This is a genomic window from Crocosphaera sp. (genome assembly GCF_030064895.1).
Lineage (GTDB): Bacteria > Cyanobacteriota > Cyanobacteriia > Cyanobacteriales > Microcystaceae > Crocosphaera.
The window spans coordinates 19,273-34,910 of sequence record NZ_JASJEB010000021.1 but is presented as its reverse complement, the minus strand read 5'-3'; the positions used below and the strand labels follow the sequence as shown (position 1 = coordinate 34,910).

Annotated in this window: 18 protein-coding genes; 10 read left to right on the top strand and 8 right to left on the bottom strand. The window is 37.0% G+C overall.

All coding sequences use genetic code 11. The features are described from left to right. The first annotated feature begins 133 nt into the window (after positions 1-133). Together ccsB and QNJ66_RS07990 are read left to right on the top strand one after the other, a co-directional pair. The gene (gene ccsB, locus QNJ66_RS07995; protein ID WP_300504977.1) at positions 134-1,141 is read left to right on the top strand and encodes a c-type cytochrome biogenesis protein CcsB; all 1,008 of its coding nucleotides are present in this window, start codon (positions 134-136) and stop codon (positions 1,139-1,141) included. A 91-nt stretch (positions 1,142-1,232) separates the two neighbouring features. Beyond that, on the top strand, positions 1,233-2,009 hold the full coding sequence (locus QNJ66_RS07990) for a TdeIII family type II restriction endonuclease (RefSeq protein WP_300504975.1): 777 nt from the start codon (positions 1,233-1,235) through the stop codon (positions 2,007-2,009). Positions 2,010-2,012: 3 nt separating this feature from the next. Here QNJ66_RS07990 and QNJ66_RS07985 read toward each other — a convergent pair whose 3' ends face one another. Then, positions 2,013-3,413 carry a DNA cytosine methyltransferase gene (locus QNJ66_RS07985; RefSeq protein WP_300504973.1) on the bottom strand — a complete coding sequence of 467 codons (1,401 nt, stop codon included), beginning with the start codon at positions 3,411-3,413 and terminating at the stop codon, positions 2,013-2,015. A 235-nt stretch (positions 3,414-3,648) separates the two neighbouring features. Here QNJ66_RS07985 and QNJ66_RS07980 point away from each other — a divergent pair, with 235 nt between their 5' ends. The 3 genes from QNJ66_RS07980 to QNJ66_RS07970 are packed head-to-tail and all read left to right on the top strand — an operon-like array spanning position 3,649 to position 4,481. Beyond that, positions 3,649-3,873 (top strand): hypothetical protein, encoded by a 225-nt coding sequence (locus tag QNJ66_RS07980; protein WP_300504970.1) that lies wholly within the window; start codon positions 3,649-3,651, stop codon positions 3,871-3,873. Then, positions 3,870-4,292: a type II toxin-antitoxin system VapC family toxin gene (locus tag QNJ66_RS07975; protein WP_300504967.1), complete on the top strand. Its 423-nt coding sequence runs from the start codon at positions 3,870-3,872 to the stop codon at positions 4,290-4,292. The genes QNJ66_RS07980 and QNJ66_RS07975 overlap by 4 nt, the downstream gene beginning before the upstream one ends. A 6-nt stretch (positions 4,293-4,298) precedes the next feature. After that, positions 4,299-4,481 carry a DUF2283 domain-containing protein gene (locus QNJ66_RS07970; protein WP_300505040.1) on the top strand — a complete coding sequence of 61 codons (183 nt, stop codon included), beginning with the start codon at positions 4,299-4,301 and terminating at the stop codon, positions 4,479-4,481. Positions 4,482-4,542: 61 nt separating this feature from the next. On the opposite strand, the gene QNJ66_RS07965 is transcribed toward QNJ66_RS07970, so the two are convergent. The 3 genes from QNJ66_RS07965 to pgl are packed head-to-tail and all read right to left on the bottom strand — an operon-like array spanning position 4,543 to position 7,350. Then, complete coding sequence (locus QNJ66_RS07965; RefSeq protein WP_300504964.1) at positions 4,543-5,982, bottom strand: TldD/PmbA family protein; 1,440 nt, start codon at positions 5,980-5,982, stop codon at positions 4,543-4,545. Between the two features lie 33 nt (positions 5,983-6,015). Further along, positions 6,016-6,624, bottom strand: coding sequence for an FHA domain-containing protein (locus tag QNJ66_RS07960; protein WP_300504960.1), 609 nt, complete (start codon positions 6,622-6,624; stop codon positions 6,016-6,018). A 9-nt stretch (positions 6,625-6,633) separates the two neighbouring features. Then, entirely contained in the window at positions 6,634-7,350 is a 717-nt protein-coding gene (gene pgl, locus QNJ66_RS07955) for a 6-phosphogluconolactonase (protein ID WP_300504958.1), read from the bottom strand. A 262-nt stretch (positions 7,351-7,612) separates the two neighbouring features. Here pgl and QNJ66_RS07950 point away from each other — a divergent pair, with 262 nt between their 5' ends. Beyond that, positions 7,613-8,449, top strand: a complete 837-nt coding sequence (locus QNJ66_RS07950) for an HpsJ family protein (RefSeq protein WP_300504955.1) — start codon at positions 7,613-7,615, stop codon at positions 8,447-8,449. A 99-nt stretch (positions 8,450-8,548) separates the two neighbouring features. Here QNJ66_RS07950 and QNJ66_RS07945 read toward each other — a convergent pair whose 3' ends face one another. Continuing rightward, complete coding sequence (locus QNJ66_RS07945; RefSeq protein WP_300504952.1) at positions 8,549-8,890, bottom strand: hypothetical protein; 342 nt, start codon at positions 8,888-8,890, stop codon at positions 8,549-8,551. Positions 8,891-9,408: 518 nt separating this feature from the next. On the opposite strand from QNJ66_RS07945, the gene QNJ66_RS07940 reads away from it, so the two are divergent. The 4 genes from QNJ66_RS07940 (at position 9,409) to QNJ66_RS07925 (ending at position 13,154) form a co-directional block, all read left to right on the top strand. Then, positions 9,409-9,786: an alr0857 family protein gene (locus tag QNJ66_RS07940; RefSeq protein ID WP_300504949.1), complete on the top strand. Its 378-nt coding sequence runs from the start codon at positions 9,409-9,411 to the stop codon at positions 9,784-9,786. Between the two features lie 126 nt (positions 9,787-9,912). Continuing rightward, a complete protein-coding gene (trpB, locus tag QNJ66_RS07935) occupies positions 9,913-11,151 on the top strand; it encodes a tryptophan synthase subunit beta (RefSeq protein WP_300504946.1) in 1,239 nt (412 codons plus the stop codon). Positions 11,152-11,296: 145 nt separating this feature from the next. Continuing rightward, positions 11,297-12,013 carry a ribonuclease III gene (gene rnc, locus QNJ66_RS07930; protein WP_300504943.1) on the top strand — a complete coding sequence of 239 codons (717 nt, stop codon included), beginning with the start codon at positions 11,297-11,299 and terminating at the stop codon, positions 12,011-12,013. A gap of 307 nt (positions 12,014-12,320) precedes the next feature. After that, entirely contained in the window at positions 12,321-13,154 is an 834-nt protein-coding gene (locus QNJ66_RS07925) for a metallophosphoesterase (RefSeq protein WP_300504940.1), read from the top strand. 86 nt (positions 13,155-13,240) lie between these two features. Here the strand turns inward: QNJ66_RS07925 and QNJ66_RS07920 are convergent, their stop codons facing one another. The 3 genes from QNJ66_RS07920 to QNJ66_RS07910 are packed head-to-tail and all read right to left on the bottom strand — an operon-like array spanning position 13,241 to position 15,446. Continuing rightward, positions 13,241-14,230, bottom strand: coding sequence for a glycosyltransferase (locus QNJ66_RS07920; RefSeq protein WP_300504937.1), 990 nt, complete (start codon positions 14,228-14,230; stop codon positions 13,241-13,243). Positions 14,231-14,235: 5 nt separating this feature from the next. After that, positions 14,236-15,246 carry an Npun_R2821/Npun_R2822 family protein gene (locus QNJ66_RS07915; RefSeq protein WP_300504934.1) on the bottom strand — a complete coding sequence of 337 codons (1,011 nt, stop codon included), beginning with the start codon at positions 15,244-15,246 and terminating at the stop codon, positions 14,236-14,238. A gap of 17 nt (positions 15,247-15,263) precedes the next feature. Beyond that, positions 15,264-15,446 (bottom strand): hypothetical protein, encoded by a 183-nt coding sequence (locus QNJ66_RS07910; RefSeq protein WP_366146276.1) that lies wholly within the window; start codon positions 15,444-15,446, stop codon positions 15,264-15,266. Positions 15,447-15,638 lie beyond the last annotated feature (192 nt).

Genomic DNA, 15,638 nt, shown 5'->3' with positions numbered 1-15,638 from the left:
CGATCCTAGAAAAGTCTTAGAATGAAATAAGGATGGTTCAAGATCCACTTTCGAGATCGGAGAAGACTTTATTAATGTTTCTCCAACCTACTGTTAAGCCAAAAAATAACTTCTCATTGGAAAGTTCAACAATATGGATTTAATTACGTTAGAAAATTTTCTCGATAATAGCTCTTTTCTCTTATTATTCCTAACCATGCTCATTTATTGGGCCGGGGCTGCCTTTCGGGGTTTAACCTGGTTACCTACTTTAGGAACAACAGGGGTAGCGATCGCAAATTTATGTATGGCCACTTTGTTAGGGGCCCGATGGTTAGAAGGTGGTTATTTCCCCCTCAGTAACCTCTATGAGTCCTTATTCTTCTTAGCTTGGGGTATAACAGCTATTCATCTACTGGCTGAACAAATGAGTCGTAGTCACCTCGTCGGAGTGGTCACAACCCCCGTAGCGATGGCGATAACGGCGTTTGCAGCTTTGACTTTACCCTCGGAAATGCAAACCTCTGCACCTTTAGTTCCCGCGCTAAAATCTAACTGGTTAATGATGCACGTTAGTGTGATGATGTTGAGTTACGCAACTTTGATGGTGGGATCTGTTTTAGCGATCGCCTTTTTGGTGGTGACTCGCAACCAAGACATCCAACTCAAAGGCAGTTCAGTGGGAACCGGCGGTTATCGCGATAGGTTAAAAAGCAACTTATTTAACAATAACCAGGAAGAATCTAGCGTTAATGTCGTACAAAGCAGTGGTAGCGGAGGAACAGCAGTGTTAGAAAGCGTTGCTATTGAGTCTGAACCCATCACCCTCTCGCCTCAACGTCTCAGTTTAGCCGATACTTTGGATAATATTAGTTATCGTATCATTGGTTTAGGGTTTCCTTTATTAACTATTGGTATTATTGCCGGCGCAGTTTGGGCCAATGAAGCTTGGGGATCTTATTGGAGTTGGGACCCCAAAGAAACTTGGGCTTTAATTACTTGGTTGGTATTTGCGGCTTATCTTCATGCACGTATTACCAAAGGTTGGCAAGGCCGTAAACCTGCTATTTTGGCCGCCAGTGGTTTTGTGGTGGTTTGGGTCTGTTATTTAGGGGTTAATTTATTAGGAAAAGGGTTACATTCTTATGGATGGTTCTTCTAGTATTTAAACCCTTGTAGAGACGTTCTATAGAATGTCTCTACAAATCGGAATCAGATTATTTTAAAGGGAATTATTGTTAAAGTAATTATTAATGAAGCAACTAATCAAAGATAAGATCAAAGAATCCTTAAAAAAAGCCATTAAAGATTTTTTCAAAAATAAAGAAATAAAAACATTTCATGTATTAGATTATATTTTTCCTAAAGAACGTCGTATTCGCTCTTTAATCGGTGGATTAGAAACAAGTATGGGGTTTGTCTGGGAAACTATTGCTAAAATCTTAGCTGAATCTAATGGATTTGAAATTGTATCAGAAAAAATTTTGTCTCCTGAACCGTTTCCACCTAACTTGAGAAATGAATTAGATATGTTAATAGCGGTACGAGAGAAAGATGGAATAACAACTTTAGAATGTATTAAAAGATTGAGAAATGCGGCAAATAATTCAAATCTTAATAATTTGAAATTCTCTAAACCTCCTACTGGAACTGGTGTCGATCTTCATTTAAGAAAGGGAGAAATTGAATATGTGTTTGATGTTAAAACAACTCAACCTAATGTGGGAAATTTTAAAAGTTTTAATAAACAATTACTTGAATGGTATACTTATAGATTTGCTAAAGATCCTAATGCAAAGTTAGAAGCTAGAATTGCAATTCCTTTTAACCCTTTTAACAAGGATTGGTATGAAAAACAACAATCTAAAATAAAAAAATGTCTAGATATAGAAAGAGATTTATTAGTTGAAAACGAATTTTGGGATTTTTGTTCTGGACAATCTAATACTTGGGAACAGATTAGAGAATTATTTATTGAATTAGGAGAAGAAAATTTTTCTCAAGAATTTCAAGATGTTTTTGATCCATAAAGGTCAATTAATATCAAGCAATTTTATTAGTTCTTTTGCTACATGGTAAACAACAGGAATAGGAACAGAATTTCCAAACTGTTTTTTAGCGATACTATCTTTATGATGGAATTCAAACCAATCTGGAAAACCTTGTAATTTACAACAATGTTTAGCCATTATGGCCTGGAATTTTTGAGGTTTATAAATCTTTTGAATAAATTTCTTTTTATACTCTTCAGGGTTGTCAGCATTAATAGAAACCGTTGCAAAAAAGTCTCTTGCACCAGTTGCAGTTAATGTTCCAATTGTCTCCGAATTAGGTAAGAAAATGCGATAAATACCATTAATTCCTGAATTGTTTTTTGAATTAACAAATTCATACTTATTATTAATAACACGCAAAATATTTTTATCAACTAATTTAATTAAATCTGATTCTTTTAAATCAGGAATTAATTCTTTTAAATTTTCAAAAGATAAGGGATTACCATCTTTAACACCATATTTCTTACTTCTTCTATATTTTAATAAAGTCAAACAAATCATTTTTTCTTTTGCTGTTGTCTTAATTAAATCCCAAGAATGGAGAGTTGTATGACCATTTCTTAAATCTGAAAAAGTAAAAAAGTCATTTAATTCATCATTTTTTTGAAATCTATTTCTAGACGGTGGAACATTACCATTAAATAGAATATCTGGACTTAACTTAACTTTTTTTATTACTTTACAATGTTTAAGTTCATCAAAAACATCTAATAATCTTATCTGAACTTTTAACGGTTGTGGAAATTGATAATTATGACAATTTTGTTGATCTTTCCTAATACCAACAATAAATACTCTCTCACGATTTTGAGCAACACCAAAATCATAGGAATTGATAACTTTCCAGTTCACAACATAATTAATATCTTCAAATGTATTGACTAAATACTCTAACTTATCCTTATTTTTTCCTGTTGTTAATCCCTTAACATTTTCAAAAATAAATGCTTTTGGTTGATATTTTTTAACTAATCTAATTACATCAAACCATAGTTGACCCCTTGGATCATTAAAACCCTTTAATTTTCCAGCAACAGACCAAGGTTGACAAGGAACTCCCCCTACAAATAGATCAATATTGTTAGGTAATTGATTGATCTTAGAAATATCCCCTAAATTAAGTTCCTCCGCATTATAATAACCAATAAAATTCTGTTGATAAACCTTAATCGCTTCTTTATCAATTTCTGAATAACCTAGACATTTTCCCCCTAACTTTTCCAAAGGAATACGAAACCCTCCAATTCCTGCAAAAAAGTCAACAAAAGTAAATTTTTTTTGCTTAAAAGTCAATTGTAACGGTTTAGATGGGTTAAATAATTCTAGTTGTTTATTGTCATCTTGGCCATTGATTTTTACTTGATTTATTGTTTTCATCGTCTCATCAATCAATTTTTCAGCATAATTCAATTATACTATAAGAATACAAAAATTAGTAAGGACATTTTCTATTTCCTTAACCGTCATTCCCAGGAAACGAGGAATCTTTTTAAAGTCATAACCTTTTGATATTTAATATAATTTACAAATATTAAGCTGTGATGTTGATTTTAATGAGGTAAAAAATTTAAAATGTGTACAATGGTAGTTAAATAACTAAGGAGACATCAAAATGACTAAATTATTAGAAGAAGCTATTACTAGGGTTAAACAGTTACCTGAATCTGAACAGGAAAAAATCGCCCAACTAATGTTAAAAGAATTAGAAAACTTAACTTTTTTACTGAAACAAAAAAAGAAAAAAAAATTATCTGATTTATTATTATTACCAGAAGTAGAGGATGATGAAGTTTTATTTGAGCGAAATAAAGACACGGGTAGAGAGATAACCTTATGAATTATTTATTAGATACTTGTGTCCTTTCTGAGTATGTTAAGAAAAAACCTAATCGCAAGGTTATTCAATGGTTAGATGAACAGGAAGAAGATACTTTATTTATTAGTATTTTCTCTATTGGTGAAATTAGAAAGGGAATTATTAAGATTCAGAAAAAACAACCTCAACGTTATCAAAAGTTAATACAATGGATTGAAACAGTTGAGTTAAGATTTGCTGGTAAAATTATTAATTTAGACTATAATATTATTAACTGTTGGGCAAGAATTTGTGGAGAATGTGAAGCTAAGGGTCAAAAGTTACCCATTATGGATAGTTTAATTACTGCTACTGCTTATGAATATAATTTAATTATTGTTACTCGTAATGTAAGTGATTTTCACTTTTCACCAGTTAAGATTTTCAGTCCTTGGGATTAATTTAATATAGAAGAAACGGATACACTATATATTATTTTCTCTGACAAATCACCTGTAGAAACAAGAGATTTAGACGAAAATACTCTAATAGATTTAGATGCAAATGGACAAATGTGTACCATGACTATTGAACAAGCAAAAGATAGGGTTGATATCCCTAACGTTGAACATACAACCATCAAAAGTTAATTCTTTTAATCATTTATTCTATTTTTTTAGGGCTTTAATATCATTAAAATCACCCCATTAATTAACCAACTCCACCAAATACCTCAATATTATCAAAAGTACAAACAGGAGAAGCATGGCCAACACGAATCGCTTGATTGGGTTCTCCTTTCCCACAAGTGGGAGTCCCATACATCCCCATAGTGGAAAGATCGCCCACTTGGGATAAGCTACGCCAAAATTGATTAGTAATCCCCCGATAATTAGGATTTTTCAAGGTTTTAGTTAACTTACCATTTTCGATCAGTTTGGCATATTCACAGCCAAATTGAAACTTATTACGATAGTCATCAATAGACCAAGACCGGTTAGACTCCATATAGACCCCAGATTCAATGTTACTAATCATCTCCTCAAAAGAAGTGTTTCCAGGTTCTAAGTTAATATTAGCCATGCGATCGATGGGGGGACGATTCCAAGAACAGGCCCGTAAATTAGCCACTCCTGGCACTTTTGATCTAATTTGACTCTCCTTACTACCTAATCCTCGTAATAACACCCCTTCCTTGATTAAATACTCACGGGTAGCTACATTTCCCCCATCATCAAAGCGATAACTAGCAAATTCCCCTGACACCGAAGGATCAAAGGTAACATTCATCAGAGGGGAACCATACACTAAGTGGCCAAAATCCTCTAATTTAACAAAACTTGACCCTGCATAATTGCGTTCGTCCCCTAAAATGCGATCGAGTTCCAAAGGATGACCAATACTTTCGTGTATTTGTAGCATCATTTGGTCAGGGGCCAATACTAAAGTCGTATTAGTGGTGGGACAGTCGGGGGCCGATAATAATTCTAGGGCCTGTTCTGCGATCGCTTCGGCCCTGCCTAAAATTTCTGTTTCCTCAAGAACCTCTAGTCCCCCTTGATAAGAACGCGCACTCAATCCGTTATCAGTCCGTTTTTGAATAGTATTACCGTCTTGTGCCGTTGCCGTCGAGTTTGTGCTGATTAAGAGAAACTTTTGATAAGCATCGGAACCATTGCTACTCACCAGTTGAATTTCTGTTTCCACCAAACGAGCGATCGCAGAGGTACTGACAATTTTATCGTTAACTTTCAGAGTTTCATTAACCTTAATTAGCAGATAATTAATATCTTCAGAACTAAGAAGATCAAAAGGTTTAATGTATGGAGATTCATAGGTTCCCACCGCCTTCGGGCGTTGTTCTACCGTGAAAGGATAGATTCCCCATTCAGCAGCGGTTATCGCCTGTTGATAGGCAATTTCCGCAGCTAGTTTAATATTTTCTGCCGTTAAATGGTTCGTAGCACAATAACCCAGTTGTCCCTTGGCTAAGACTTCCACCATCACCCCTTTGCTTTGAGTTCGTCCATTACTTTGGGGTTTACCATCCCTAACATAGCGTAGAGTAGAAGTTTCAGTTACTTGGCGTAACCCTATCCAATCAGCAGGGACATCGATTTGTTTTAACCAGGTTTCTAGGGTTTGGGTCATTGATCTCTAACATACCTTTAATTTTTTACTATTCTAAGATAATTGAAAAATAAAGGTGACTAAATCCCCTTTGCCCAAAGAAATGCGATCGCCTGGTCGTAGACGGTGACGGTTTCCCGGGGGCAAAACCCTGTAATTAATATAAGTTCCGTTAGAACTACCCACATCTTCGATATAGAAAATACCTGCTTCGTTGCGAATATTAGCATGAATACGAGAAACTACATCAGCATTTGGTAATCCTGAGACATCGAGATCAGGGGGAATTTGTTCATTGGGTTTACCTACATGAATAATTCCTAACCCTTGAGGTAGTTCTATTTTGCTATCAGTTTGAACATGGAGTAAACTGGCGATTTGGACTTGTATTTGTGTCCCTGGACTTGCCGCCGATTTTCCGGGAGGAGACGGCGATGTTGAGGTTTCTTCTGAAACATTGCCCAGAGGTGGTGTTGCTTCTTCTGATTTCGTAGAACCCTCAAAAGGATAGGGCGCGCCGCATTCCCCACAAAAAGTGGCATTACTTAGTAAAGGATGGCCACAGTTGCCACACTTAACCCACTGAGGAAGAGGGGTAAAACAGGCTTCACACTGTACTGCCCCATCTGGATTTTGATGCTCACAATTTGGACAAGTAATCATTGCTTATTTTTACTTTAATTGCGCTCCTGCTGCCTCATCTAATAACCATAACAGTTCTCCTTGAGGTTTGACTGCCTTAGCAGGATAGAGAGTTTCATCTCCATTAGGGGAAAAAATCTCAGCTAATGCAGGGCGTTTGTTGTCTCCTGCCACTAAGAAAATCACACAACGGGCGTTATTAATCAAAGGATAGGTAAAAGTTAAACGGGGTTGTCCATCCTTATTCCCAACCGTTATCAGGCGATCGCTTACAGTAAGGGCTTCTGTTTGGGGGAATAAAGAGGCTGTATGACCATCATCTCCCATACCCAATAAAATAATATCAAACGTGGGCAATTCTCCTGTTTTGACCCCAAAAAATTCTTGTAATTCCTGGTTATGGGTTTGAGCATCCACAGAGGGATCATTCCTACCTGTAGGCATGGGATGGATATTAACAGTAGGAAAATCGACCTGATCTAACCAAGCTTGACGGGCCATGCGTTGATTACTGTCAGGATGATCCCCAGGAACATAACGCTCATCTCCCCAAAAAATATGAATTTTTTCTAAAGGTAGAGATTTTTGAGCTAAAGCTTCGTAGAGTGGTTTAGGAGTGCTACCACCAGCTAAAGCGATCGTAAATTGCGCTTGTTGGTCTAGGGTAGTATGAATTTTGTCAACAATTAAATCTAGTGCATGAGCAATCAGGGCGGGTTTATCAGATAATACTTTTACTTGTGTCATTCCTAATGTCTTCTCGTTGAGGCAACTTTTAACAAGGTTTAGACTAATATTGTAGAAACTACGGTTGTCAACCTTGCCAATTTCCCCTAAATCTTTTAAGCTCAAATCCTAGGTTTAACATTTATCTTTCAATCAACGAGGGATTTCCTTAAACCCCTTATAAGAAAGTCCGCACCTAATTATTGAATCCTTTGGCGATCAGGGTAATTTCTCTGTTGGCTGTTATCTTTAAGAGAATGCTATCTAGAAACTGATAAAAACAATGAATTATTCAGCATTTACATCCTTAGCTCTAAAATTGATCGGGGTAGTCTTTGTCCTATCTTCTATGTTGGATTATCTAACCATTCTGATTCCTCCCAACTTAGCAAGTCAGTCATGGAAAATTGGTGCAGTAGCAGGGATTGTTGATCGAGGGGTTGTGCCTTTGGTGGGTATGGCTTTTGTTATGGTTGGTTATTTAATTGATGGTTTAGCGACGGCCAATAACGCACCCTTAAAAAAACCGGGATCGAAGTTCAATCTCAAATTGCCAGTGTATATCTTATCCGCTTTTTTAGGATTGCTTTTTTTGTTGGCGGTTCCTTTCCATCTGAGTAACCTTAACAGTGCTAAAACCGATGCTTTAGCAAGAATTGAACAAGGTGCAGGACAAGGGGCGGAGCAAATTCAACAATTCCTAACCCAAGTGGATACTTTGTCTAAAAATCCTGGCCGACTCAATGAACAGGTTCAACGACTCAATCAAGTGATCGAATCTGGGCAAGCTCAAGGAAGACAGTTGAATGCTCAGCAGTTAGAAACCCTACGTCAACAACGTCAACAATTACAAGGATTACGAGATTTAGCGAAAAATCCTGAAGACTACAAGAAAAGAACAGATGAGTTGAAAAATCAATTAGAAACTCAACTCCGCGAACGTAGTAAACAGGCTGAAAGCCAAGCAACGACCCAAGCTTTAAAGCAAAGTCTTCGTATTGGTTTGAGTAGTTTGATGTTGGCCATTGTTTACAGTGTTATTGGCTGGATTGGCTTAAAATCTGAAATTACCTCACCTAAAGGACCGAAAATGCCTGCCCGTCCCAAGGTAAAACGATAATTAACAATAGACAGTTACGACTTCTTAAAAGAAGCCGTAATTATACTCTCCAGAGATCCCTTACCCTCTATCGGTTAGGGATCTCTCGCTATTTAAAAATTAAAAGTTTCTATCCACACTTCCGAGACTTAGTGGCACAAAATCCCCATAAATGGTTAGCCCTAATAACATTGGTTCCCCTGCTTGAATTAGATTTCCAGTCAATACACAACTTTCATCTTTCTTGGCTTTGGCCTCTACTGTAGCACGAATATCTGCCACGGAAAATTTAGGTCTATAGTCCCCTGACTTTTGTTGTACATAGTTCCAGAGAATATCTCTGATTAATGCTTGATACCCTTGATTGCCAGACAACCCTTTTAGCTTATCTTTGAGGGTTCTTTCTAAACGGATGCTGGTGACTTCCATTTCAGTGGTTGAAGTGCGCGGAAGGGTTTTCATGATTTTTTCCTCATTAAAAAGTAGACATTTCAGTAATATCAGTGTAGTATGAAAAAGTCTCTTTTAACACGATTGAAAACGTTCATGTTACTTTTTTCGGTTCCCAATTTATTCATATTTGTCCTCGGTGCTTGTCAACGGTGGCAAAATGGAGTCATGGAAGAGACGGGAGCAGAAAAAATGAGTAAATTCCCAAGTAAACCATCAAGAGTATTTCATTTTCCGATATGTAGTCAAAATAATCCAGATTATTCTCTATTAGGTGATAATAAACTCCCAGAGATTAGAACATCCCTAACCCTCAAAAGCGGGTGGCGAAGGCAAATCTTCCCTATCCCTAGATAAATACCTAACTCCTCAAGGTTTGTCTAATCCCCCGCTTTACTTCCTAGTAGTAAAGTGGGGGTTTTGATTAGAAAAACCAAAATTGATGGAGAAGATATGGATCTAAGTTTATTTTTATCTTACTTACCCACTCACATCAATGATTTTGGCCATTTTTAAAGCGACAAAAGACGATGTTAAAACTAACTTATACTCATGATGGATTTTTAATTGACCATCTCCAAGAGTCCTTAGAAGCTTGGGTGACAACTCGCGTCATTTTAGCTATACGATCAGGTACGAGTCTTTGTGTTGAACCGAGTAGTGCTTCTTTTTTGATTTCTTTAGATTTACCCTACGTAGATCAACTATTAGAAAATATAAATGAGTTTAGCGAGGAAATTCTAGAAGTTAACCATTGTGATGATGAAGCGATGGAAGTTGTCTTAGAAGGTACTTGGTTGGGCGCAGATGTGGCCAGCGAAGAGGGTTTATTTGTTTGTCGTTTAAGCGATCGCTTAGAATCTCTTCTTCACCAAATTTGGCAAGAATCTCCTGTTAAAATCAATTAGATTAATTTCGGGGTCAAAAACTCTTGACCCCATTAATGATATGGAAAAAAGTCGATAACCCAGTTACCATAATCTAATAAGATTAAAGGCTTTTTCCTCAATCGCAACACCAAGACGAAAATAACAATGACAACCACACCCATTGCCCCATCTACAACTCAAACCCAGTATCCTGACGAAATCGGACGCTTTGGCAAGTATGGGGGCAAATATGTGCCTGAAACCCTAATGCCGGCTCTCAGCGAGCTAGAAACGGCTTATAATCGCTACAAAAATGATCCTGAGTTCCAAGCAGAATTATTCCAATTATTAAAAGATTATGTTGGCCGTCCCAGTCCCCTTTACTTTGCCGAACGTTTAACCCAATATTACGCCCGTCCTGATGGTACAGGACCACAAATATATTTAAAACGGGAAGATTTAAACCATACCGGTGCGCACAAAATTAATAACGCCCTTGGACAAGTCTTATTAGCGAAACGTATGGGCAAAAAGCGTATTATTGCAGAAACCGGTGCTGGACAACACGGAGTGGCAACGGCAACGGTTTGCGCCCGTTTCGGTTTAGAATGCGTCATTTATATGGGTATTCATGATATGGAACGGCAAAAACTAAATGTCTTCCGTATGAAGTTATTAGGGGCAACGGTGCAACCAGTTTCAGCAGGTACGGGAACCCTCAAAGATGCCACCTCAGAAGCGATCAGAGACTGGGTAACTAATGTAGAAACCACCCATTATATTTTAGGTTCTGTGGCCGGTCCCCATCCTTATCCCATGATTGTACGGGACTTTCATCATATTATTGGGCAGGAAACCCGTCGCCAATGCCAAGAAAAATGGGACAGTTTACCCCATATTTTACTGGCCTGTGTCGGGGGTGGTTCTAATGCTATGGGACTATTTTATGAGTTTGTCAAGGATACTGAGATCCGTTTGATCGGAGTTGAAGCAGCCGGAGAAAGCATTGCCTCTGGAAAACACGCTGCGACCCTCACTAAAGGTCGTCCAGGGGTGTTACACGGGGCGATGAGTTATTTATTACAAGATGAAGAAGGACAGGTCATAGAAGCCCATTCTATCAGTGCAGGGTTAGATTATCCTGGGGTGGGACCGGAACACAGTTATCTCAAAGATAGTGGCCGTGCTGAGTATTATAGTGTCACCGATGCTGAAGCAATAGCTGCCTTTCAACGGTTATCGCAACTAGAAGGTATTATTCCGGCTCTAGAAACTTCCCATGCGATCGCCTATCTAGAAACTCTTTGTCCTCAACTCGAAGGTAGTCCCCGTATTATTATTAATTGTTCGGGACGGGGAGATAAGGATGTGCAAACGGTGGCTAAGTATTTAGGAAATGAGTAGTTTTTAGAGAGACTGGGGAACTGGGAGACTGGGAGAGCAGAATATTAATATTGTTTCTAGTCTTCCCAAACTTCCCAAACTCCCCACCCTTCCCAAACTTCCCACACCCCCACACTTCCTAATTAAATTAGAAAAAATCTTGATAATGGTCTTTTTAGATAGTCGTAGAAAAAAACAGTTAGAAACTTGTCTGCAAAAATTAGGGGTATCTGATAGATTAGCGGTTAATTTAGAGTTATTAGATTTAGCCCTAACCCATCCTACTATTTCCAGGGAAAGTAACTATCAACAATTGGAGTTTGTGGGAGACTCGGTGATTAGATTAGTTTCTGCTGAGATATTATTAGAAACCTATCCCAATGAATTAGTAGGAGAATTTGCTGCTATTCGTTCTATTTTGGTGAGCGATCGCACTTTAGCTGAGTTTGCTAATGATTATGGTTTAGATCGTTATCTCCTCATGAGTGATAGTGTTGCTCAAGATAAAATGGGCCGAGTTTCTTGGTTGGCAGATACGTTTGAAGCGGTACTAGGAGCATTATATTTAAGTAGCAAAAATATGACTTTAATTCGTCCCTGGTTAGACCCTTTATTACTGACAAAAGCGGCCGAAATTCGCTCAGATCCAGCCCGTCAAAACTATAAGGATGCTTTGCAAGAATGGACACAAGGCCAATACAAAATCTTACCTGACTATCGTGTTATGGAACAACATCAAAATCGAGGCCATAATCAACGATTTTTTGCAGAAGTTTGGCTCAAGGATCGTAAACTAGGATCGGGTTATGGTCGTTCTAAAAAAATGGCAGAACAAGCAGCAGCTAAAGATGCTTTTTTCTCGGTTGTTCATCAGAAAAGTTAAAGTAATTGTCAATATAGAGTTATCGGAAGGTTAAAATACTGCTATTTTTCAATATGTTTCCTGATGATAAACCTTATAAAAATAGCGTTAATTTGAGAGGTTGTTTTAATCTGTCGTTATGGTGAGAAGTAAGCTTACTCATCAACCTGAGTTCGATATAAGGAAATTTATAGACAACTTGTCAACAGCAGGAGTCTCAAATACTGATTCTTTCCTTTGAAAAAATCCAACTCTAAACTCCGCTGCTTAGCACGACGAAGTCGCCCTCCGAACTCCGAACTCAGATCATCACACACATTTTTTACTCATGCTTCCTCCTATTTTCAGCGGATCTTTGAGAGTAGAAAGGTTAACCATTCCCATTAAGGGGTTATCTTCTCTCTTAGAAGGAACAAAAATTGTGCAACTTTCTGATTTGCATGACGATGGAGTGTGTTTATCTCCTCAATTACTCACTCAAGCGATCGCTTTAAGCAATGAAGAAAAACCGGATCTTGTTGTTCTCACAGGAGACTACATTACCAATCAAGCTAACACTATCTATAATTTAGCTCCTAAGTTGAAATTATTAGAAAGTCGGGTGGGTATCTATGCTGTTTTGGGAAATCATGACTATTTGTATCCCCATGCTAAACCCAAAATTACAGAAGCTTTGACACAAGTGGGAGTTAAAGTCCTCTGGAATGAAATTGTTAGTCCGTTGGGGGATAATCTACCTATCGTTGGCTTAGCAGACTTGTGGTCGAAAGAGTTTAACCCTGAACTGACTATGTCCCAACTTTCTCCGTCTAAGCCTTGTTTAGTATTGTCCCATAATCCCGATACTGCTGGTATTTTACAAAGCTGGCGTGTGGATTTACAATTGTCTGGTCATACTCACGGGGGTCAAATTGTCATCCCCGGTTTTGGACCTGGTTTACTGTTATTACAACAAATGCGTCAAAAAATACCTCCGAAATTACGAGAATGTATCCCTTATATCAACCATTGTTCTGGATTTCTTAAAAACTGGCAATGGTATCAAGGATGGCATAATATTCGAGGAAATCAGCTTTATATTAATCGGGGTTTGGGAACTTATTTCCCAGGACGTTTTTTCTGTCCCCCAGAATTAACTGTTCTTACTTTGGCCTCTTATTAAATTGTCAATAAATAGGGAGAAAAAAGGTTATTATTAAGTCTTTTCTCTCTATTTTTTATAACATTCCCCTTAATAGATTAATATAATCAATTAGTCTGTGTACGTACTTTTTCTGTATAATCTTTTGGTTTCCATTGACGAAATTGTTTTAAAATTAATTGACGTAGATTAATTGGTAAGTAAGACAGTAATAATCCTAAATTTGTTCTTTTTGAGTCTCCTAAAATATGTTTTGATGCCTTTAAAAGTTTCCTTCCTTCTGCTGTTTTACCTTTTTCTATAAATCTTAATCCTAAGTCTTGTTGTGTAGCAGCTAATTTAATTTTTCTTTGTTCTTCTAACTCTTGATCAGAGAATTTATAATTTTCAATACAATATACTTTGGCTTCTAAAAAGTGTAAATTTTGCCCTAAACTGGTCTGTCCTCCATGAAAACGGTATTCCATTAAATATTCGGGTAAAAAATACCCTACTTTTTCAATTAATGCTAATCTAACTAATAAGTCAAAATCTTCGCAACCGTCTGCTTTTGGGTCCATGTAATCGACATCTTTTAAACAAGAATAGCGAAATAAAGTTGACCCTACTTGTAAACTTTGATGATAAAAAGTTTGCCAATCTAAGTCTTCAATTATCCCTTTTTTAAGTCGATCTTTTCCCCAACGAATGGCATTTTCTTTGGTCGCTGATTCACTTCTTTTACTATCTTTATCGATTATCCAGTGATTGGTACAAACAAAGTCAACTTGAGAATTTTCATCTAATATGTTAACTGTTTTTTCTAGAAACCCTGGGGTTAAAGCATCATCGTCATCAAATTTAATAAAATAGTCTCCTTGAGATGCTTCAAAACCTGAACGCATATTGCGACTTCTTCCCATATTTTGCTCATGACGAATATAGCGAATTCTACTGTCTTGAAACTTGGCCACAACCTCGGGAGTATTATCAGGGGAACCGTCGTCACAAATAATTAATTCAAAGTCTGAGTAGGTTTGATTAAGAACACTATTCACTGCATAAGTTAGGTAATGAGAACGGTTATAGGTGGGAATACAAACACTTACTTTAGCCATAATATTTAGGAGATTGTGCGCTTAAATTTTCCCATAATTCCTTGTAGTTTTCTAGTTGCTTTGGTTAGGGAACTGGGAGGAACTAATTGAGTGGGTTTTTGGTCAGGACTTTTTAAAAAACGATAGTGTAAAAAGATATCTTTATAGTTAATATTTGCGTCTTCTCCTTGACATAAACGAGTAAAATATTTTGAAGAATAATTCATATAATGAATGCGATGAATTGGCTTTAATCCTTGTTCATTGTAAAGGACATTATCTATGTTAACAAAAGGATCAGCATCGGCACAATTTCCTGTTCTATCTTGTCCATTAGAACTTTTAGTAAAGTTAAAAACTGAGTGTTTTCCTCTTAGAGTCATGTAGTTGAATAAAAAAGCATCATCCCACCAACGAGAAACCCAGTTAATCTCTTGTTCTTGTATTAACTTTTGTTGTAATTCTTGTAATTCCTTCTTATCAAAAAGACCTTGATGAGAACCAAAAAAGCTAGAACAATGTAACTGATTTCTCACCGTTTCTTCTGAATAAATACCCGTTTTAGCGATCAAAGGTAGATCAAGTGCTGCTTTTTCATTGGACTTTGCGTGTTCCCAATCATCAAAAACAAAATCATGATCTTTTAACTTGTCAAATAAACCGCTTAGGGGTTTCATTGCCAAACTATCAGCATCATAATAAACAAAGGTTTCAAAAGGACCATCAAAAGCGATAAATTTGCGATGATGACCTTTTCCCCAAGGTGGTTTACTTAACTTTTGTTTTTTAGATTCTGGAAAGGCTGCCCATACTTCTTGGGCAAAGTTTTCCCAACGTTCAATTGATTCTTGATTGTCAAATAAAGTAACCTGATCACGGTTACCAATTTCTGATTTAACTTTATCTAATCGCTCATCAAAAGGAATGACATAAATGGGGAAGTCTTTTCCAACATTGAGTTCAATACTATTAAGTAATGCGACTAGCTGATCGTAAACGACATCGTTTGCTAGAGTATAAATGCCTTGAGATACCATTATTCCTCCTCAATTTTTTATAGTTTATTAATTAACAATTGACCAATTTGATAGACCTCAAAACCAATAAAAATAAACAAAATAACTGTCACCAATTTATTGAGCCAAGGAATATCACCTTTTCCGAAGAAAGATGCCACAAATTTGGCAATGACAATACCCATGGCCAGAAAAACTAAAATTTTACCTACGTCGATCATTTCTTTACCTCTAATTAACTTTTGCGTCAGCAACAGGGACTACTCGGTTTTACTCAAGTTGTTTGTCCTCATCATAACCTGAGTTAGAAGTTGGGAGTTAGGAGTTCGGAGTTCAGTGTATTTCATGAGCCAGAGAAACGCTATATATCCTCTCCAACTATAATCTTTGATCAAGGTTGGGGAGGATGTCTA